Genomic DNA, 18,030 nt, shown 5'->3' on the forward strand with positions numbered 1-18,030 from the left:
GGGGTGTGGACGAGCGGCCCTGGGCTGTGGAGAAGTGCCGCAAAGCTGTGGACACCCCTGTGGAAGGTCCTGTGGATAACCAGACCATCCGTCCACCGTCAACCCACTGACCAGGTATTACCTCTTACCGGGCCTGTGCATGAGAAATTCTTCACACGCCGCCGGGTGACTGTGGGCGCACAGCGGGCCGAGTGCGTCGCTCAAGAATTCGAGTAATGACCAGATGCCCCTAGCAGTCATTACCTGTGGATGAGTAGCCTGGAGCCCATGACCGCCTCTCCCGCAGCCCCGACCCCCGCCAGACGCCGGCACGACCGGGAGATCCTCGCGCTGGCCGTTCCGGCCTTCGGAGCGCTGGTCGCCGAGCCGCTCTTCCTGATGGCCGACTCGGCGATCGTCGGCCACCTCGGCACCCCGCAGCTGGCCGGCGTGGGCGTCGCCGCCGCCGCGCTCTCCACCGCGACCGGCGTGTTCGTCTTCCTCGCCTACGCCACCACCGCCGCGGTGGCCCGCCGGATCGGCGCCGGGGACCGCCGGGGCGCCGTCCAGCAGGGCGTCGACGGCATCTGGCTCGCCCTCGGCCTGGCCGTCCCGGTGGTGCTGCTCACCCTGCTGCTGGCCCCCTGGGCGGCCGACGTCCTGGGCGCCTCGCAGACCGCCGCCCCCTATGCAGTGACGTATCTGCGGATCAGCTCCCTGGGCATCCCCGCGATGCTCATGGTGATGGCCGCCACCGGAGTGCTGCGCGGACTCCAGGACACCCGCACGCCGCTGCTGGTGGCGATCGCGGGCTTCACCGCCAACATCGGCCTGAACGCCGGCCTGGTGTACGGCGCCGGGCTCGGGGTGGCCGGCTCGGCCTGGGGCACCGTGCTGGCGCAGACCGGGATGGCCGCCGTCTACCTGGTCGTGGTGGTGCGCGGGGCACGGCGTGAGCACGCCTCGCTGCGGCCGGACACGGCCGGCATCCGGGCCAGTGCGAAGGCGGGCGGTCCGCTGCTGGTCCGGACGGTCAGCCTGCGCGCGGTGCTGATGATCGCCACCGCGGTGGCCGCCCGGCTGGGCGACGACCAGGTGGCCGCGCACCAGATCACCATGACGCTGTTCAGCTTCCTGGCCTTCGCCCTGGACGCCATCGCGATCGCCGGCCAGGCGATCATCGGCCGCTACCTGGGCGCCTCGGACGCCCCGGGCGCCAGGGCCGCCACCCGCCGGATGGTCGAGTGGGGCATCGGCTCGGGCGTGCTGCTCGGCCTGCTGGTGGTGGTCGCGCGCCCGCTGTACGTCCCGCTGTTCACGCCCGATCCGGCGGTGCAGGGGCAGCTGGACACCGCCCTGCTGCTGCTCGCGCTCAGCCAGCCGGTCGCCGGACTGGTCTTCGTGCTGGACGGGGTGCTGATGGGCGCCGGGGACGGCCCCTACCTGGCCTGGGCCGCGCTCGCGACCCTGGCGGTGTTCATCCCGGCGGCCTTCGCGGTGCCGACCACCGGCACCGGGCTGGCCGGGCTGTGGTGGGCGATGAACCTGTTCATGCTGGTCCGCGCGGCCTTCCTGGTCGGACGGGCCCGCGGCGGCCGCTGGCTGGTCACCGGGGCCGTCCGGAGCTGAGGGCCCCGGAGCACGACCGAGGGCCGGGCTCCCGGAGGAGCCCGGCCCTCAGGCCACTGCTACGGAACTCAGGCAGCGACGACGGCGACGTCGAGGTTGGCCTGGACGTCGGCGTGCAGCTTGACCGAGACCTTGTGGGTGCCCACGGTCTTGATCGGCGAGCCGATCGCGACGGCGCGCTTGTCCACGGCCGGGCCGCCGGCGGCCTTGATGGCCTCCACGACGTCGGCCTGGGTCACCGAACCGAACAGACGGCCGGCGTCACCCGAGCGAACGGCCAGCTTGACCTGGACGCCCTCGAGCTTGCCCTTGACCTCGTTGGCGGCCTCAAGGGTCTGGATCTCGTGGATCTTGCGGGCGCGACGGATGGCGTCGACGTCCTTCTGGCCACCCTTGGTCCAGCGGATGGCGAAGCCACGCGGGACCAGGTAGTTGCGGGCGTAGCCGTCCTTGACCTCGACGACCTCGCCGGCGGAGCCGAGACCCGGCACCTCGTGCGTGAGGATGATCTTCATTACTTGGTCACCCTCTCTTAGCGCGCGGTGCTGGTGTAGGGCAGCAGCGCCATCTCACGGCTGTTCTTCACGGCCGTGGCGACGTCACGCTGGTGCTGGGTGCAGTTGCCGGTGACCCGGCGGGCACGGATCTTGCCACGGTCGGAGATGAACTTCCGCAGCAGGTTCGTGTCCTTGTAGTCAACGTAGTTGACCTTGTCCTTGCAGAAGACGCAAACCTTCTTCTTCGGCTTGCGAGCAGGCGGCTTCGCCATTGTGTGCTCCATTTGGGGTTCACGGCCCGGCGGGCGTCCTTCGACGCCGGCGGCCGGGCCGCACGAAATCTGTCAGCTCTTAGAACGGGGGCTCTTCCGAGAAGCCGCCACCGGACGGGGCACCCCAGCCACCGCCACCGCCGCCCTGCTGGCCGCCGGAGGGAGTGCTGGACGCCCACGGGTCGTCGGAGGGGCCGGACTGGCCGCCGCCGGAGTTTCCACCCCAGCTGCCGCCGCCCTGCTGGCCGCCACCGCCGCCGCCCCAGCCGCCCTGCTGGCCGGCGCCGCCGCCCTGCTGGCCGCCGAAGCCGCCACCGGGGCCGCCGGACCGGTTGGCCCGGGTGACCTTGGCGGTCGCCGAACGCAGGCTCGGGCCGACCTCGTCGACCTCGACCTCGAAGACCGTCCGCTTCTCGCCTTCCTTGGTCTCGTAAGACCGCTGGCGCAGTCGGCCCTGCACGATGACGCGCATGCCGCGCTGCAGCGACTCGGCCACGTTCTCCGCCGGCTGCCGCCAGACGTTGCACGTGAGGAAGAGGCTCTCGCCGTCCTTCCACTCGTTCGTCTGACGGTCGAAGGTGCGGGGGGTGGACGCGATACGGAACTTCGCGACCGCCGCACCCGACGGGGTGAAGCGCAGCTCGGGGTCGTCGACGAGATTGCCGACGAGGGTGATGACGGTCTCGCCTGCCATGGTGGTGATGACCTCTCGGGAAGATGTCCGTTCACCGCTGTTTCACGTGAAACAGCGGTCGCGAGCTACCCGAGACCCGAAGGCCTCAGAGGTGGCTCAGTGGGTGTCCGGGCGCAGGACCTTGGTCCGCAGAACCGACTCGCTCAGGCCCATCTGGCGGTCGAGCTCCTTGACGACCTCAGGCGTGGCCTTGAGGTCGATGACCGAGTAGATGCCCTCGGACTGCTTGTTGATCTCGTAAGCCAGACGGCGACGACCCCAGGTGTCGACCTTCTCCACCTTGCCGCCCGCGTTGCGGACGACGGTGAGGAAGTTCTCGATCAGGGGGGAGACAGCGCGCTCCTCGACCGAGGGGTCGAGGATGACCATCACCTCGTAGTGACGCATGGGTAACCCACCTCCTTTGGACTCAACGGCCACGGTCTCTCCGTGGCAGGAGGGTTGTGCAGCGTCGGCACCGGAGCAGTGACGACACCGGCCCACCGTAGCGGCCGGGTCCGACAGTCGGCCCCCACTCACCCGGTGGGGCGGTCGCCCGGAAGAGGGCGCAAGGGGGCACAACTACACCAGTGCAGAGGGCACAGCCTACCCGCACCCGTACGGCCGAACAAAACGCATAGGGGTTGTGAGACCGGCCCAACCGCCGCAATCTGGACGGAACGGGATTCCTGCCCGTTCGTCTCCACGCCAGGAGGTGGGACTCATGGCCCAGTCCGTCCATCGCATGCCCGCGCTCACACTGAACACCGACGGCCACCCGCACCCCCGGGAGAACGCCCTGGTCGGCCTCACCGCCGTGCTGGGCGTGATCGCCTTCACCACCTCGTTCTTCCACAACCTGCACGTGCTGACCTCGTGGACCGGCCTGTTCGGGATCATCACGGGGCTGCTCGGCATGTTCGTCTCGGTCACCACGGCCGAGCGCTTCGTGCTGATGATCACGCTCGGCGCCTCCGCCGTCGGCTTCTACCTCGGCGTCGCCCGCGGCGGCCTCTGGGGCTGAGCCGCCCCGCCGGACCGCTGCGCTCCGGTCGGACGGCCCCACCGGACCGCCCGCACGGAACCCTCGGCGCCCCCGTGACGTATCTGCAAGAAGACAGGTACGCGACGGGGGCGCCGTCGCGCCCGCAGCGGCGGGTGCCCGGGCCCCGGACGATAGGGTCAGCCCGAGAACCTGGGGCCCACCGCAGCCCGACCGACGAGGAGCACCGAGCAATGAGCCTGCGCCTGAGGACGATCACCCGCGAGGAGCACCTCGCCTTCATCAGGAGCCGTGCCTCGGCCAGCCACATGCAGGTGCCGTCGTGGGGCGACGTGAAGGCCGAGTGGCGCTCGGAGTCGATCGGCTGGTTCGACGACGCCAACCAGCTCGTCGGCGCCGGCCTGGTGCTCTACCGCCAGCTGCCGAAGCTCAAGCGCTACCTCGCCTACCTGCCCGAGGGCCCGGTCATCGACTGGTTCGACCGGGACCTCGACCGCTGGCTCTCCCCGATGCTGGCGCACCTGAAGTCGCAGGGCGCCTTCTCCGTGAAGATGGGCCCGCCCGTCGTCATCCGCCGCTGGAACGCCCCGACCATCAAGGAGGCCATCGCCGCCAAGCAGGCCAAGCGCCTGCGCGACGTCGAGGCCGACTGGTACGAGGCGCGCGCCTTCGAGGTGGCCGACCGGCTGCGCAAGTCCGGCTGGCTGCAGGGCGAGGACGGCGGCGCCGGCTTCGGTGACGTCCAGCCCCGCTACGTCTTCCAGGTGCCGCTGGCCAACCGCTCGCTGGACGACATCCAGAAGGGCTTCAACCAGCTCTGGCGCCGCAACATCAAGAAGGCCGAGAAGAGCGGCGTCGAGGTGTACCAGGGCGGCTACGACGAGCTGCCGATCTTCCACCAGCTCTACCTGGTGACCGCCGAGCGCGACAAGTTCACCCCGCGCCCACTGGCCTACTTCCAGCGGATGTGGAAGGCCCTCACCGCCGAGGACCAGAACCGCATGCGGCTCTACATCGCCTACCACGAGGGCGAGCCGCTGGCCGCGACCACGATGCTGGTGGTCGGCGAGCACGTCTGGTACTCCTACGGCGCCTCGGCCAACCACAAGCGCGAGGTCAAGCCGTCCAACGCGATCCAGTGGCGGATGATGCGCGACTCCTACGCGCTCGGCGGCGGAGTGTACGACCTGCGCGGCATCAGCGACACCCTGGACGAGAACGACCACCTGTTCGGCCTGATCCAGTTCAAGGTCGGCACCGGCGGCCAGGCGGCCGAGTACCTCGGCGAGTGGGACTTCCCGCTCAACAAGCTGCTGCACAAGGCCCTCGACCTCTACATGTCCCGCCGCTGAGGAGGCTGCCCCGATGACGCTGTCCCTCTACCTCGACACCGAACGCTGGCGCACCCACCAGCGATCCGTCCTCGCCGAGTTCCCCGGCCTGGTGCCGGTCGCCAAGGGGAACGGCTACGGCCTGGGCAACCACCGGCTGGCCGAGGAGGCGACGCTGCTCGGCACCGGGGTGCTGGCCGTCGGCACCGCGTACGAAGCCGCCGACGCCGCCGAGTGGTACGGCGGCGAGCTGCTGGTGCTCACCCCGTACCGGGTCGGTGAGGAGGCGCTGCCGCTGCCGCACGCCCGGGTGATCCGGACGGTGGCGAACCTGGACTCGCTGCGGGCGCTGCACGGCGCCCGGGTGGTGGTGGAGTGCATGACCTCCATGCGCCGCCACGGGGTGAGCGCCGCCGACCTCCCGGCGGTCGCCGCCGAGCTGGACGGCGTCGCCTTCGAGGGCCTGGCGCTGCACCTGCCGATGGACCGGCCGGACGGCTCCAGCCCGGTCGAGGAGGTCGCCCACTGGGTGGACACCGCCCGGGCGGCCGGGGTGCCGGTGCACACCGTGTACGTCAGCCACCTCGGCGCGGCCGGCATGGAGCAGCTGGCCCAGCGCTACCCGGACATCGTCTTCCGGGCCCGGATCGGCACCCGGCTCTGGCTGGGCGACCACGGCGCGCTGGAGGTCCGGGCCACGGTCCTGGACGTCACCCCGGTGAAGAAGGGCGACCGCTACGGCTACCGCCAGCACCCGGCGCCGTCCGACGGCCACATCGTGGTGGTGGCCGGCGGCACCGCGCACGGCATCGGCCTGGAGGCGCCCAAGTACGTCCAGAGCATGGCCTCGCGGGCCAAGGGCATCGCCCGGGCCGGCCTGGCGACCGTCAACAAGACCAAGTCGCCGTTCCACTGGGCCGGCAAGCAGCTCTGGTTCGCCGAGCCGCCGCACATGCAGGTCTCGCTGCTGTTCCTGGACGGGGAGACCAAGCCCCCCGCGATCGGCGACGAGCTCGGCCTCCAGGTGCGGCACACCACCACGCACTTCGACCGCGTGGTGGACCGCTAACAGCTACTTCTCGGCCGGCTCCGACAGTTCGGGCTCGTTCAGCCACTGCTCGGAGCCGGCCGGCGCGTATCCGGCGTAGCTCTCCTCCTCGCGCAGCGCCCGGGCGGCGCCGACCACGAACACGTCCGGGGCCCGGTCGAGCACCCCGCCGGACGGGTCGTCGCTGCCGTCCAGGCGCACCGGGTCGCGGTCCGGCAGCAGGACGTCACGGACCACCAGGGCGACCAGGTAGAGCGTCCCCAGCAGGTGCAGCACGACCGCGAAGTGGTACCAGGACTCGCCGATCCCGTGCTGCTTGGTCCCGGTGACGAAGCCCAGGTGGGACCAGATGCCCAGGGTGTACAGCACCTCGCAGGCCTGCCAGACCAGGAAGTCCCGCCAGCGCGGCCGGGCCAGCACCGCGAGCGGCAACAGCCAGAGCGCGTACTGCGGCGAGTACACCTTGTTGACCAGCACGAACAGGGCGACCACCAGGAAGGCCAGCTGCGCGAAGCGCGGGCGGCGGGGCGCCGAGAGGGCGAGCCACGCTATGGCCAGGCAGCCCAGCACCATCAGCACGCCGATGTAGAGGTCGAGGTCGGCCAGTCCCGTGCCCCGGGCCTGCATCAGGATCAGCCAGAACGAGCCGTAGTCCTCGGCGCGGTGCTTGCTGAAGACGTAGAAGGTCGACCAGCCCTGCCAGTTGGCCGCCATGATCGGCAGGTTGACCAGCAGCCAGGCGCCGACCGCGCCGCCCAGCATCACCCGGAACTCGCGCCACTTCCCGGCCCGCCAGCAGAGCACCAGCAGCGGGCCGATCAGCAGCACCGGATAGAGCTTGGCCGCGGTGGCCAGGCCGATGAAGACGCCCGCCCAGCCGGGCCGGGAGCCGGCCCACCAGGCCATCGCCACGGCGGCCAGCGCGACCGCGAGCAGGTCCCAGTTGACCGTGCCGTTCAGCAGCAGGACGGGCGCGAGCGCGAACAGCAGGGCGTCCCAGGGGCGGCGGCGGTGGGTGCGCGAGAGCGCCACCACGGCCACCACCGCGCAGGCCATCAGCATCCCCGCGTTGATCGCCCAGAACCAGCGCTCCTGGTCCTGCTGGGTGCCGGCGCCGGGCGTCAGCCAGGCCGCGACCTGCATGAACAGGCCGGTCAGCACCGGGTATTCGAGGTACTGCAGATCCCCCGAGGTGCCCGGGATGCGGTCCACGTACGGGTGCAGCCCGGCCGAGAAGCCGCGGCCAGAGAACAGGTGCGGGATGTCGCTGTAGCAGGCGTGGATGTACTGCGGCGAACCCGGCTGGAACCAGGCCTGGTTGTAGCAGGGCGCCTTCTGCACCATGCCGAGCACCGAGACCACGATCACCGCCAGCGCCAGGAAGCGCGCCGGGATCCACCAGGAGACGCCCAGCAACGCCCGGCGGCCCGGCGGGCCGCCGATCACCTCGCTGCCGGCCGCCGCCACCGGGTCCTCGTCGGCCGGGACGACCACGGTGTTGACCGGCGGCGCGGCCGTGGCGACGGCCGTCGGCGCCGGCCCTGCGGCGTCGCCTGGCCCGACCGGGCCGGCGGATTCGTCACGATCGCTCGACGTCATGCCGGACATCCTGCCGCACCGGCCCCACCAGGACGAGGAGGCCCCCGCAACGGGCCCGGCCCCCGTCGCCCGGGGTGCGGCGAATCATGACGAAACGGCGGTGGCGGCCCTCCGGGGAGGGCCGCCACCGCCGTTCATCCGCTCGGCGGGTGGCCTCAGGGCAGCAGGGCGCCGCCCTGTGACCCGCCTGTGCTGGACGGTGTCGGCGGCTTGGTCGACGGCTTGCCGCTCGGGCTGGTGTCCGTCGGCGGCGTCGTGGGCGGCGGCGTGTGACAGCCGAGGAAGCCGCAGCTGCTCGTCGGACCGGGGTTGGTCTGCGTCGGCGTCTGGCTCGGCGACGCCGGGCAGTCCACGCCCGGGACACAGCCCGGGCCCTGGGTGGACACGGGCGGCTGCGGCGGGTTGTTGCCGGCCGGCGGGGGCTGGTTGGCGGTCGGCTGCGTCGTGGGCGGGGCCGACGGGGTGTCGGTCGTCGTCGGCGAGGACGTGGGGGACGCGGTGCTCGGGGCCCCGGAGGAGTCGACCTCGGTGCCGACCGGGGTCGGCGTCGGGAAGTCCAGCTTCTTCTCGTTGGCCAGCGCGACCTTCATGTACCGGGTGAAGATGTCGGTGGGGATGTCACCACCGTGGATGGACTCCTTGCCGCCGGTGCCGTTGAGCGACAGCCGCTCGTGCTTGGTCGGGTCCTCGCGCCACATCGCGACGCTGGTGACCAGCTGCGGGGTGTAGCCGACCCACCAGGCCGACTTGTTCTGGTCGGTGGTACCGGTCTTGCCGGCCACCGGGCGGCCCAGGGTCTTGGTCTTGGTACCGGTACCGTTGCTCGCCACGTTCACCAGCACGTCGGTGACGTTGTCCGCGACGGCCGGCTCCAGCGCCACCCGGGGCTCCTTCTTGCCGAAGCCCGGGCGCTCCTTGCCGTCCACCTCGACCTTGGTGACCGAGTAGGGCTCGGACTCCTTGCCGCTGGCCGCCAGCGTGCCGTAGCCGGTGGCCATCCGGATCGGGCTGATGGTGGAGGTGCCGAGCGCGAAGGTCGGGGTCTTCGGGTCGGCGAAGCTCTCCTTCTTGATGCCCATCTGCTCGGCGATGTTGGCCACGTTCTGGCCGCCGACGTCCTGGTTCAGCTGGACGAACGGCACGTTGTAGGAGTACTGCATGGCCTGCCGCAGCGAGACGTAGCCGTGCTTGCTGGTGTCCTCGTTCTTCTGCCGGTAGGGCTTGCCGTCGTCGCCGATCACCAGCGAGCCGTCCGGCTTGCGGATCTCGGACAGGTCGTCGGACAGGTAGCGGCTGTCGGCGTTGATCCGCTTCGGCTTGCCCTTGTCGTCGGTGGCCGTCTGGACGCCGACCTGCATCGCGGTGGCCAGCACGAAGGGCTTGAAGGTCGAGCCGACCTGGACCCCGATGGCGTCGGCGTTGTTGTCGAAGTGGCCGTTCTCCACGCCGTCGCCGCCGTAGAGGGCGACGATCGCGCCGTCCCCGGGGCGGATGCTGGCGGAGCCGAACTGCACCCACTTGTCCAGGTCGGGGCGCTTCTGCAGGTTGAGGTTCTCGCCCTTGACGTCGTCGACGGCCTTCTTCAGGGCCTCGACCTTGTCCTTCTCGAAGGTGGTGTAGACCTTCAGGCCACCTTTGTCGATCATCTGCTGGGTGATCGTCTTGTCCGTGGCCATCAGGTACTTGTTCGCGGTGTCGACCAGGTAGCTGACCTCACCGTTCATGCTGGAGCTGGGCTTCTGCGGGACCGGGTCCGGGAACGTGGTGCACTTGGCGCGCTCCTCCGGGGTGATGGCCTTGGTCTTCACCATCTGCTCGAGGATCCAGGTCCACCGGTCGTTGGCCCGCTGCTTGTTCTCCGGCTTGGTGGGGTCGAAGTACGCGGCGCCCTTCAACAGGCCCGCCAGCATCGCGCTCTGGCAGACGTTCAGGTCCTTGGCGTCGACCCCGTAGTAGGCCTGCGCGGCGGCCTGGGCACCGTTCGCTCCGCGACCGAACCAGCTGGTGTTGAGATACCCCTTGAGGATCTCGTTCTTGTCCTTCTCCTGGTTGATCTTCAGCGTGATGAAGAACTCCTTCACCTTGCGGCTCAGGGTCTGCTCCTGGCTGAGGTAGGCGTTCTTCACGTACTGCTGGGTGATCGTCGAGGCGCCCTGGGTCTCGCCGCCCTTCGCCATGTTGTACACGGCGCGGAGCATGCCCTTGGGGTCGATGCCGCTGTCGGTGCGGAAGCTCTGGTTCTCCGCGGCGATCACCGCGTTCTGCAGGTTGGGGCTGATGTCGGAGAGCTCGACGATCTGACGGTTGGTCTCGCCCTTGCGGGTCATCTCCGAGTTGTCGGCCCAGTAGTAGATCGTGTTCTGATCCTTCACCAGGTCGTTCAGCTGCGGGACCACGGTGGTCTGGTACAGGTAGAAGACCAGGCCGACGAAGGCGGCGAAGACGGTCAGACAGGCCGTCAGCCACTGTCGCCAGGACGGCAGCCAGCGCTTGATGCCGGTCTTGCCGAACCGCGGGTAGTCGATGAACCGCTTCTTGCCCGGGCCGGCGGCGACGGCCGCCGATGCGGCGGCGGCACCGCGCCGGCCGCCCTTGCCACCCTTCTGCGCGGCCTTGCGCATCTCGGCACGGCCCATGCGGGGCTGCTGGGCGGTCTCCCGCACGCCCGGCGGGCGGCGGCGGCCGATTCCGGCCGAACCCAACTCGTCACGGCCGGGTCCGCCCCGACGGTCTCCACCTCCCGGGGGCTGCTGCCCGTCACCGCCCGGGTTGGGCGTCCTTCGCCGTCGTTCGCTCATGTTGCAGCCACTCCTCGCCAGGCGGTTCCAGCCTGAAGGCAGGGTTCACGTCCGATGCCCGCCAACCGCCCTAACCCCGGAGGTGGTCCTCGTGCACACGCGACAGCGTACGCAGCCGTTAATCACACCTAATCGGGCATCAGTCGCCAATGGCCGCAAAACGGCAACAGATCATTACACGCCCGTTGCCAATCACCGCCGCGCGTCGCCTTGTGATCACATTCACGCGTGCCCCCCTTGCCCGTTCCGGGGGCCAGGTTTACTGTTCTCGATATATCGAGCCGATACATCGAAGCGGCATACCGCCGGATGCAGCGGCCGGACGAGGGCCGAGAGGAAGGAGGACGACGGCAGTGGGCAGGCGCTCAGGAGTGCTGGAGTTCGCCGTTCTCGGCCTGCTCCACGACGCCCCGATGCACGGCTACGAGCTGCGCAAGCGGCTCAACGTCCTGCTCGGAACGTTGCGGGCGTTCTCCTACGGAACGCTCTACCCCTGCCTGAAGAGCCTGGTCGCCCAGGGTTTCCTGGTCGAGGACAACCCGGACGTCGAGTACGTCCCGGCCACCGCGCTCAACGGCAAGCGGTCCAAGACCGTCTACCGGCTCTCCCCCGAAGGCAAGCAGCGCTTCGAGGAGTTGCTCGCCGACTCCGGGCCCGACGCCTGGGAGGACGAGCACTTCGGCGTCCACTTCGCGTTCTTCGGCCAGACCGACCGGGCCGTGCGGATGCGCGTCCTGGAGGGGCGCCGCAGCCGGCTGGAGGAGCGCCTGGAGAAGATGCGCAACTCGCTGGCCCGGGCCCGCGAGCGGTTCGACGACTACACCGTCGAGCTGCAGCGGCACGGGTTGGAGTCGGTGGAACGCGAGGTCCGGTGGCTCAACGAGCTGATCGAGACCGAGCGCGCCAACCGCACCGGCCGGACCGGGCCCGCCACCGGCGGGAGCACCACCGCCGTACCCCACAAGACTTCGGACGGCCGTGGCCAGGAGGAAGGGTCCCTGGACCCGCCCGGGCCACCGTACGACCGCCCGGGGCGCTCCGACCAGGAGCGCTGACACCGCGTCAGCCCTGTGCCGCGCGGCAGGAGTGGGCGCCTTGCGCCCGTACATGCAGTCATCGAAGAAGCAGGACGAGTGCCGTCGACCCCGGCGGCCCTCATGAGATCACAGGGAGCAACCGGAATGGGTTCGGTTCGCGTAGCCATCGTGGGCGTGGGCAACTGCGCCGCGTCGCTGGTGCAGGGTGTCGAGTACTACAAGGACGCCGACCCGGCCGGCAAGGTCCCCGGGCTGATGCACGTCCAGTTCGGCGAGTACCACGTCCGTGACGTGGAGTTCGTCGCCGCGTTCGACGTCGACGCCAAGAAGGTCGGCTTCGACCTGGCCGACGCCATCGGCAACAGCGAGAACAACACCATCAAGATCTGCGACGTGCCGCCCACCGGCGTCACCGTCCAGCGCGGCCACACCCTCGACGGCCTGGGCAAGTACTACCTGGAGACCATCGAGGAGTCCGACGAGGCCCCGGTCGACGTCGTCCAGGTGCTGAAGGACCAGCAGGTCGACGTCCTGGTCTGCTACCTGCCGGTGGGCTCCGAGGCCGCCGCCAAGTTCTACGCCCAGTGCGCCATCGACGCCAAGGTCGCCTTCGTGAACGCCCTGCCGGTGTTCATCGCGGGCACCAAGGAGTGGGCGGACAAGTTCACCGAGGCCGGTGTGCCGATCGTCGGTGACGACATCAAGTCCCAGGTCGGCGCCACCATCACGCACCGCGTGATGGCCAAGCTGTTCGAGGACCGCGGTGTCATCCTCGAGCGCACCATGCAGCTGAACGTCGGCGGCAACATGGACTTCAAGAACATGCTCGAGCGCGAGCGCCTGGAGTCCAAGAAGATCTCCAAGACCCAGGCCGTCACCTCGCAGATCCGCGACCGCGAGCTGGGCGCCAGGAACGTCCACATCGGTCCGTCGGACTACGTGGCCTGGCTGGACGACCGCAAGTGGGCGTACGTCCGCCTGGAGGGTCGCGCGTTCGGCGACGTCCCGCTGAACCTGGAGTACAAGCTCGAGGTCTGGGACTCCCCGAACTCCGCCGGTGTCATCATCGACGCCGTGCGCGCCGCGAAGATCGCCAAGGACCGCGGCATCGGTGGCCCGATCCTGTCGGCCTCCTCGTACTTCATGAAGTCCCCGCCGGTCCAGTACTTCGACGACGAGGCCAAGGAGAACGTCGAGAAGTTCATCCGCGGCGAGGTCGAGCGCTGAAGCTGACGGCGGGTACCCGCCGCTAGGGGCCCTGGCCTCATCGAAGGGCCCACGATCGGATCGTGGGCCCTTCACCGTTTCCCGCCGAATGTTTCACGTGAAACAGCGACCGGTTCCGTGGGACCCTGGGCGGGTGGCGATCACCGAGAACGGCAGCACCCACCAGTCCGCGCACCGTGCCACGCTTCTCGGCCTGCTCCGCGGTCGGGACTTCCGCCGACTGCTGACCGCCCGGGTGCTCTCCCAGCTCTCGGACGGCGTCTTCCAGGTCTCGCTCGCCGCCTACGTGGTGTTCTCCCCGGAGAAGCAGTCCTCCCCCGCCGACATCGCCTCGGTCCTGGCCGTGATGCTGCTGCCGTTCTCGGTGATCGGCCCGTTCGCCGGTGTGCTGCTGGACCGCTGGCGCCGCCGCCAGGTGCTCTACTACGGCAACCTGGCCCGCTTCGGACTCGGGCTGGTCACCGGCGCCCTGCTCCTGGCCGAGGCGCCGACCTGGCTGTTCTTCGCCTCGGCGCTGCTGGTCACCGCGCTCAACCGGTTCATCCTGGCCGGGCTGTCCGCCGCCCTGCCCCGGGTGGTGGAGCAGGACCAACTGGTCACCGCCAACGCGCTCTCCCCCACCCTCGGCACGGTCGCCGCCGCCTCCGGCGGGGGCGTCGGCTTCCTGCTGCACCAGGTGATGACCCCCGGGCCGAAGGCGGACGCCGCGCTGGTCACGGTGGCCGCGCTGCTCTACCTGTCGGCCGCGCTGGCCGCCCGCCGGATGGACCGGGACCTGCTCGGCCCGGAGAAGCACGGCGACCGCCCGGCGCTCGGCCAGGCGCTGGTCCGGGCCGCCGTCGAACTCGGCGCCGCCGTCCGCCACCTGGTGCGGGACTGCCGGCCCGCCGTCCACGCGCTGGCCGCCGTCACCGCGGCCCGGTTCTGCTACGGCGTGCTGATCGTGGTCGTGGTGATGCTCGCCCGGTACACCTTCAACGACCCGACCGACAGCGCGGCCGGGCTGGTCACGCTCGGCCAGGCGGTCGGCCTCTCCGCCGCCGGGTTCTTCGTCGCCGCGGTGGTCAGCCCCTGGTGCACCCGGCGGCTCGGCCTGACCGGCTGGATGACGGTCTGTCTGGCGGCCCCGGTGGTCTTCGTCCCGGCACTGGGCCTGAGCTTCACCCTGCTGCCCTGCCTGATCGCGGCGCTGCTGCTCGGGGTGGTCACCCAGGGCACCAAGATCTGCGCCGACACCGTGGTCCAGGAGTCGGTCGAGGACGAGTACCGCGGCCGGGTCTTCGCGATCTACGACGTGCTGTTCAACGTCGCCTTCGTGGTCGCCGCCCTGGTCACCGCGCTGGTGCTGCCACTCTCCGGCCGCTCGGTCGCGGTGCTCGCCGGGGTCGCGGCGGTGTACGGGCTCGCGGCGGTCCTCTACCTGCGCGCCGCCCGGCGCCACGGTCCGCTCCCCGGTGACCAGCACTCCTGAAGTCCCCTGGGCACCGGTGGCGTCCGACCGACTCGCTAAGGTACGTCAGACCTGTCGGAGCGACAGCACTCGGTCTCGGGGGACGAACTGATGAGCACACCGCCCGGCCCGTACGGGCCGCCGCCGCCGTACGGGCAGCCGCAGCAGGCCCCGCAGTTCGGGCCGCCGCCGCAGTACGGGCAGCCGCAGCCGTACATCCCCTCGCAGCCGCAACCGCAGCCCGGGCCGCCGCAGCCCGCCCCGCCCGGCTTCGGGCCGCCCCCGGCGTACGGCCAGCAGCCTCCAGGCTACGGCGCCCAGCCGCCGTACGGGCAGCAGTCCCCGTACGGTCAGCAGCCGCCCGCCGGACCGTACGGCTATCCGCAGCCCGCCCCGGCCGCCGACGCGCCCGGTGGGAAGAAGCGCGGCGTCAAGGCCCGGCTGAAGGCCGTCGGCGTGGTCGGCGGCTGCATCGCCCTGGCCGTCGGCTACTTCGTCAGCGGCCCGGCCGTCAGCAGCGCCAAGCCCGGCGACTGCGTCCGGGTGAGCGGTACGCGCGATGTCGAGATCGTCAAGTGCACTGACTCCACAGCGAATTACCGAGTGCTGTCGAAGTTCGACGACACCACCGACGTGAACCGCTGCCGCCAGACACCGCAGACCACCAGCGCCGTCTCGGGCAAGAGCGGGCGCCGCTGGAACAAGAAGCGGTACGTGCTCTGCCTCGGCCCGATGGCCCCCGCCGGCACCCCGCCGGTGAAGAAGTCCTGACCTCTCCACCACCACCGTTTCCCCGGGGGACCTCTTGTCCGTTCCGCCGCCCCAGATGCCCTACGGCTCTCAGCCGCCCGACGACGGCAACCCGTACGCCGCCGGGAACCCCTACGGCGCACCGACCCCGCCCCCGCCGCCGGGCCCGCCGCCCGGCTACGGCCACCCGACCGCCCCGCCGCCGCCCGACCAGCCGTACGGCTACCCCCCGCAGCCCGCGCCCGGCTACGGCTACGGGTACCCGCCGCCGGCGCCGCAGGACGGGCCCACCTGCCGCTTCTGCGGCGGCTTCCCGGCTGTGGACACCACCGTCCGCGGCCACCAGGGCCTGCTCCTGGCCTACCGGATGCTGCGGATGCCGGGCCCGTTCTGTCGCACCTGCGGGACGGCGACGGTGCGCGACATGTCCGCCCGCACCCTGGTCCAGGGCTGGTGGAGCCCGGTGTCGGTGCTGCTGGCGCCGATCACCCTGCTGTTGAACCTCGTCCCCAACGGCCGGATCAAGCAGCTGCCGCCGCCCGTCCCGGGCAGCCACGGCCCCCAGCTCGACCCCGGCGTCCCGCTGGGCCGGCGGCCGCACGCGCTGATGCTGCTGCTGCCGCTCTCGCTGGTCGTCACGCTCGTGCTGGCCGCCACCGGGGCGCTCGGCCCGAAGCAGGACGACCCGGCCAAGCCGATCGCGATCCCGACGGTGACGGTGCCCCCGGTGTCCACCTTCTCGCCGCCGCCACTGCCGACCTACACGCCGCGGCCGTTCCCCTCGCCGACGTTCACGATGCCGCCGCTGCCCAGCATCACGCTGCCGCCGCCGTCCGACCCGAGCACCGAGGCGAACAGCATCGACCAGGCCAAGTCCGGCGACTGCCTGCGCAACGAGAACGGCACCGGCGCGACCCACGACGCCAACCCGAAGATCACCATGCTGCCCTGCGGCGACTCCCGCGCCCAGTACAAGGTGGTCTTCAAGTACCTCGCCACCTCCGACGAGAAGGTCTGCGAGAAGCAGCCGAAGTCGGACAGCACCTACACCCGCACGTACTCCAACCTGCCCTCCCTCAGCTACGTGCTCTGCCTGCAGAGCCTCCACGGCTGACCTTCCGGCACGCCCGAGGGGTGGTCCCGGCCGACGGCCGCGACCACCCCTCGTCACACCCCTCAGCCCTGCTGCCCGGCCCACCAGGCCCGCAGCGCGGCCACCGCCTCGTCGTGCTCCATCGGGCCGTGCTCCAGCCGGAGTTCGAGCATGTGCTTGTACGCCTTGCCGACCTGCGGGCCGGGCCTGAGGCCGAGCAGCTCCATGATCTGGTTGCCGTCCAGCGCCGGGCGGACGGCGTCCAGTTCCTCCTGGGCCCTCAGCTCGACGATCCGCTGCTCCAGGCCGTCGTAGGTGCGCGACAGCGCCGTCGCCTTCTTGCGGTTGCGGGTGGTGCAGTCGGAGCGGGTGAGCTTGTGCAGGCGCTCCAGCAGCGGCCCGGCGTCGGTGACGTAGCGGCGCACCGCGGAGTCGGTCCACTCGCCGCCGCCGTAGCCGTGGAAGCGCAGGTGCAGCTCGACCAGGCGCGAGACGTCCTCGGTGAGCTCCTTGGAGTACTTGAGCTCGCGCATCCGCTTGCGGGTCATCTTGGCGCCGACCACCTCGTGGTGGTGGAAGGAGACCCGGCCGTCCGACTCGAAGCGGCGGGTGCGCGGCTTGCCGATGTCGTGCAGCAGCGCGGCCAGCCGCAGGATGAGGTCCGGGCCGTCCTGCTCCAGGGCGATGGCCTGCTCCAGGACGGTCAGCGAGTGCTCGTAGACGTCCTTGTGCCGGTGGTGCTCGTCGCGCTCCAGCCGCAGCGCGGGCAGCTCGGGCAGCACGTGGTCGGCCAGGCCGGTGTCGACCAGGAGCCGCAGGCCCTTCACCGGCTGCTTGGCCAGCAGCAGCTTGTTCAGCTCGGCCTGGACGCGCTCGGCCGAGACGATGGTGATCCGCTCGGCCATCGCGGTCATCGCGGCGATCACCTCGGGGGCCGGGTCGAAGTCGAGCTGGGCCGCGAAGCGGGCGGCCCGCATCATCCGCAGCGGGTCGTCGGAGAAGGACTCCTCGGGGGTGGCGGGGGTGCGCAGCACCCGGGCTTCCAGGTCGTCCAGGCCGTGGTGCGGGTCGACGAAGCCGCGGCCGGGCAGGTCGACGGCCATCGCGTTGACGGTGAAGTCCCGGCGGACCAGGTCCTGCTCGATGGTGTCGCCGTAGGTGACCTCGGGCTTGCGGGAGGTCCGGTCGTACGCCTCGGAGCGGTAGGTGGTGATCTCGATCAGGAAGGAGCCCTCGGCGGTGTCCTTGCGGGCACCGACCGTGCCGAAGGCGATGCCGACGTCCCAGACCGCGTCCGCCCAGCCCTTGACCAGCTTGAGCACCTGCTGCGGGCGGGCGTCGGTGGTGAAGTCCAGGTCGTTGCCGAGCCGGCCGAGCAGCGCGTCCCGCACCGAGCCGCCGACCAGGGCCAGCCGGTGACCGGCCGCCTCGAACCGGCGGGCGATCTCGTCGGCGACCGGCGACACCCGCAGCAGCTCTTGCAGCCCCAGGGTCTGGGCCTCGCTCAGGCCTGGGACGACCTGGACGGCGGTGCTGGAAGGGTCGATGCGCGCGGTGGGCTCATTGGCAGTGGACACGGCTCACAAGAGTACGTGGCCCGGCAGGTCAACCGCCCGCGCGTTTTGGGCGTCTCACCCCAAGGCC

General features: G+C 70.8%; 16 protein-coding genes. 9 read left to right on the top strand and 7 right to left on the bottom strand.

What is annotated here, in order from left to right; translation table 11 throughout:
- Nucleotides 1–267 precede the first annotated feature (267 nt).
- Nucleotides 268–1,608 carry an MATE family efflux transporter gene (locus tag P3T27_RS01685; protein WP_280673853.1) on the top strand — a complete coding sequence of 447 codons (1,341 nt, stop codon included), beginning with the start codon at nt 268–270 and terminating at the stop codon, nt 1,606–1,608.
- A gap of 68 nt (nt 1,609–1,676) precedes the next feature.
- Here P3T27_RS01685 and rplI read toward each other — a convergent pair whose 3' ends face one another.
- From rplI to rpsF, 4 genes are all read right to left on the bottom strand, one after another.
- Nucleotides 1,677–2,123 (bottom strand): 50S ribosomal protein L9, encoded by a 447-nt coding sequence (gene rplI / locus P3T27_RS01690; protein WP_280673856.1) that lies wholly within the window; start codon nt 2,121–2,123, stop codon nt 1,677–1,679.
- A gap of 17 nt (nt 2,124–2,140) precedes the next feature.
- Nucleotides 2,141–2,377 carry a 30S ribosomal protein S18 gene (rpsR, locus tag P3T27_RS01695; RefSeq protein WP_030304537.1) on the bottom strand — a complete coding sequence of 79 codons (237 nt, stop codon included), beginning with the start codon at nt 2,375–2,377 and terminating at the stop codon, nt 2,141–2,143.
- Nucleotides 2,378–2,456: 79 nt separating this feature from the next.
- A complete protein-coding gene (locus P3T27_RS01700; protein ID WP_280673858.1) occupies nt 2,457–3,071 on the bottom strand; it encodes a single-stranded DNA-binding protein in 615 nt (204 codons plus the stop codon).
- Nucleotides 3,072–3,167: 96 nt separating this feature from the next.
- Nucleotides 3,168–3,458: a 30S ribosomal protein S6 gene (gene rpsF / locus P3T27_RS01705; protein ID WP_063348486.1), complete on the bottom strand. Its 291-nt coding sequence runs from the start codon at nt 3,456–3,458 to the stop codon at nt 3,168–3,170.
- A gap of 316 nt (nt 3,459–3,774) precedes the next feature.
- Between rpsF and P3T27_RS01710 the strand changes: the two genes are divergently transcribed.
- From P3T27_RS01710 to P3T27_RS01720, 3 genes are all read left to right on the top strand, one after another.
- Nucleotides 3,775–4,074, top strand: a complete 300-nt coding sequence (locus P3T27_RS01710) for a hypothetical protein (RefSeq protein ID WP_280673861.1) — start codon at nt 3,775–3,777, stop codon at nt 4,072–4,074.
- Between the two features lie 212 nt (nt 4,075–4,286).
- Nucleotides 4,287–5,405, top strand: a complete 1,119-nt coding sequence (locus P3T27_RS01715; protein ID WP_280673863.1) for a peptidoglycan bridge formation glycyltransferase FemA/FemB family protein — start codon at nt 4,287–4,289, stop codon at nt 5,403–5,405.
- A gap of 13 nt (nt 5,406–5,418) precedes the next feature.
- Complete coding sequence (locus P3T27_RS01720) at nt 5,419–6,453, top strand: alanine racemase (protein WP_280673865.1); 1,035 nt, start codon at nt 5,419–5,421, stop codon at nt 6,451–6,453.
- A gap of 3 nt (nt 6,454–6,456) precedes the next feature.
- Here P3T27_RS01720 and P3T27_RS01725 read toward each other — a convergent pair whose 3' ends face one another.
- Nucleotides 6,457–8,031, bottom strand: a complete 1,575-nt coding sequence (locus P3T27_RS01725) for a glycosyltransferase 87 family protein (RefSeq protein ID WP_280673867.1) — start codon at nt 8,029–8,031, stop codon at nt 6,457–6,459.
- Nucleotides 8,032–8,186: 155 nt separating this feature from the next.
- Nucleotides 8,187–10,829: a transglycosylase domain-containing protein gene (locus P3T27_RS01730; protein ID WP_280673869.1), complete on the bottom strand. Its 2,643-nt coding sequence runs from the start codon at nt 10,827–10,829 to the stop codon at nt 8,187–8,189.
- 353 nt (nt 10,830–11,182) lie between these two features.
- On the opposite strand from P3T27_RS01730, the gene P3T27_RS01735 reads away from it, so the two are divergent.
- The 5 genes from P3T27_RS01735 to P3T27_RS01755 all read left to right on the top strand — a co-directional run bounded on the left by P3T27_RS01735 (nt 11,183) and on the right by P3T27_RS01755 (nt 16,407).
- On the top strand, nt 11,183–11,884 hold the full coding sequence (locus tag P3T27_RS01735) for a PadR family transcriptional regulator (protein ID WP_280673871.1): 702 nt from the start codon (nt 11,183–11,185) through the stop codon (nt 11,882–11,884).
- A gap of 126 nt (nt 11,885–12,010) precedes the next feature.
- The gene (locus P3T27_RS01740) at nt 12,011–13,093 is read left to right on the top strand and encodes an inositol-3-phosphate synthase (protein WP_280673873.1); all 1,083 of its coding nucleotides are present in this window, start codon (nt 12,011–12,013) and stop codon (nt 13,091–13,093) included.
- 133 nt (nt 13,094–13,226) lie between these two features.
- Nucleotides 13,227–14,564: an MFS transporter gene (locus P3T27_RS01745; RefSeq protein WP_280673875.1), complete on the top strand. Its 1,338-nt coding sequence runs from the start codon at nt 13,227–13,229 to the stop codon at nt 14,562–14,564.
- 90 nt (nt 14,565–14,654) lie between these two features.
- Nucleotides 14,655–15,314 (top strand): hypothetical protein, encoded by a 660-nt coding sequence (locus tag P3T27_RS01750; RefSeq protein WP_280673877.1) that lies wholly within the window; start codon nt 14,655–14,657, stop codon nt 15,312–15,314.
- Between the two features lie 55 nt (nt 15,315–15,369).
- Entirely contained in the window at nt 15,370–16,407 is a 1,038-nt protein-coding gene (locus tag P3T27_RS01755; RefSeq protein ID WP_280673882.1) for a hypothetical protein, read from the top strand.
- 62 nt (nt 16,408–16,469) lie between these two features.
- On the opposite strand, the gene P3T27_RS01760 is transcribed toward P3T27_RS01755, so the two are convergent.
- Nucleotides 16,470–17,894 carry a CCA tRNA nucleotidyltransferase gene (locus tag P3T27_RS01760; RefSeq protein ID WP_280674104.1) on the bottom strand — a complete coding sequence of 475 codons (1,425 nt, stop codon included), beginning with the start codon at nt 17,892–17,894 and terminating at the stop codon, nt 16,470–16,472.
- Nucleotides 17,895–18,030: the final 136 nt, after the last annotated feature.

This window comes from Kitasatospora sp. MAA19, from assembly GCF_029894125.1.
Classification (GTDB): domain Bacteria; phylum Actinomycetota; class Actinomycetes; order Streptomycetales; family Streptomycetaceae; genus Kitasatospora.

Coding starts and splice junctions, on each gene's coding strand:
- P3T27_RS01685 (WP_280673853.1), top strand. CDS start 268: ATGACCGCCTCTCCCGCAGCCCCGACCCCCGCCAGACGCCGGCACGAC.
- rplI (WP_280673856.1), bottom strand. CDS start 2,123: ATGAAGATCATCCTCACGCACGAGGTGCCGGGTCTCGGCTCCGCCGGC.
- rpsR (WP_030304537.1), bottom strand. CDS start 2,377: ATGGCGAAGCCGCCTGCTCGCAAGCCGAAGAAGAAGGTTTGCGTCTTC.
- P3T27_RS01700 (WP_280673858.1), bottom strand. CDS start 3,071: ATGGCAGGCGAGACCGTCATCACCCTCGTCGGCAATCTCGTCGACGAC.
- rpsF (WP_063348486.1), bottom strand. CDS start 3,458: ATGCGTCACTACGAGGTGATGGTCATCCTCGACCCCTCGGTCGAGGAG.
- P3T27_RS01710 (WP_280673861.1), top strand. CDS start 3,775: ATGGCCCAGTCCGTCCATCGCATGCCCGCGCTCACACTGAACACCGAC.
- P3T27_RS01715 (WP_280673863.1), top strand. CDS start 4,287: ATGAGCCTGCGCCTGAGGACGATCACCCGCGAGGAGCACCTCGCCTTC.
- P3T27_RS01720 (WP_280673865.1), top strand. CDS start 5,419: ATGACGCTGTCCCTCTACCTCGACACCGAACGCTGGCGCACCCACCAG.
- P3T27_RS01725 (WP_280673867.1), bottom strand. CDS start 8,031: ATGACGTCGAGCGATCGTGACGAATCCGCCGGCCCGGTCGGGCCAGGC.
- P3T27_RS01730 (WP_280673869.1), bottom strand. CDS start 10,829: ATGAGCGAACGACGGCGAAGGACGCCCAACCCGGGCGGTGACGGGCAG.
- P3T27_RS01740 (WP_280673873.1), top strand. CDS start 12,011: ATGGGTTCGGTTCGCGTAGCCATCGTGGGCGTGGGCAACTGCGCCGCG.
- P3T27_RS01750 (WP_280673877.1), top strand. CDS start 14,655: ATGAGCACACCGCCCGGCCCGTACGGGCCGCCGCCGCCGTACGGGCAG.
- P3T27_RS01755 (WP_280673882.1), top strand. CDS start 15,370: ATGCCCTACGGCTCTCAGCCGCCCGACGACGGCAACCCGTACGCCGCC.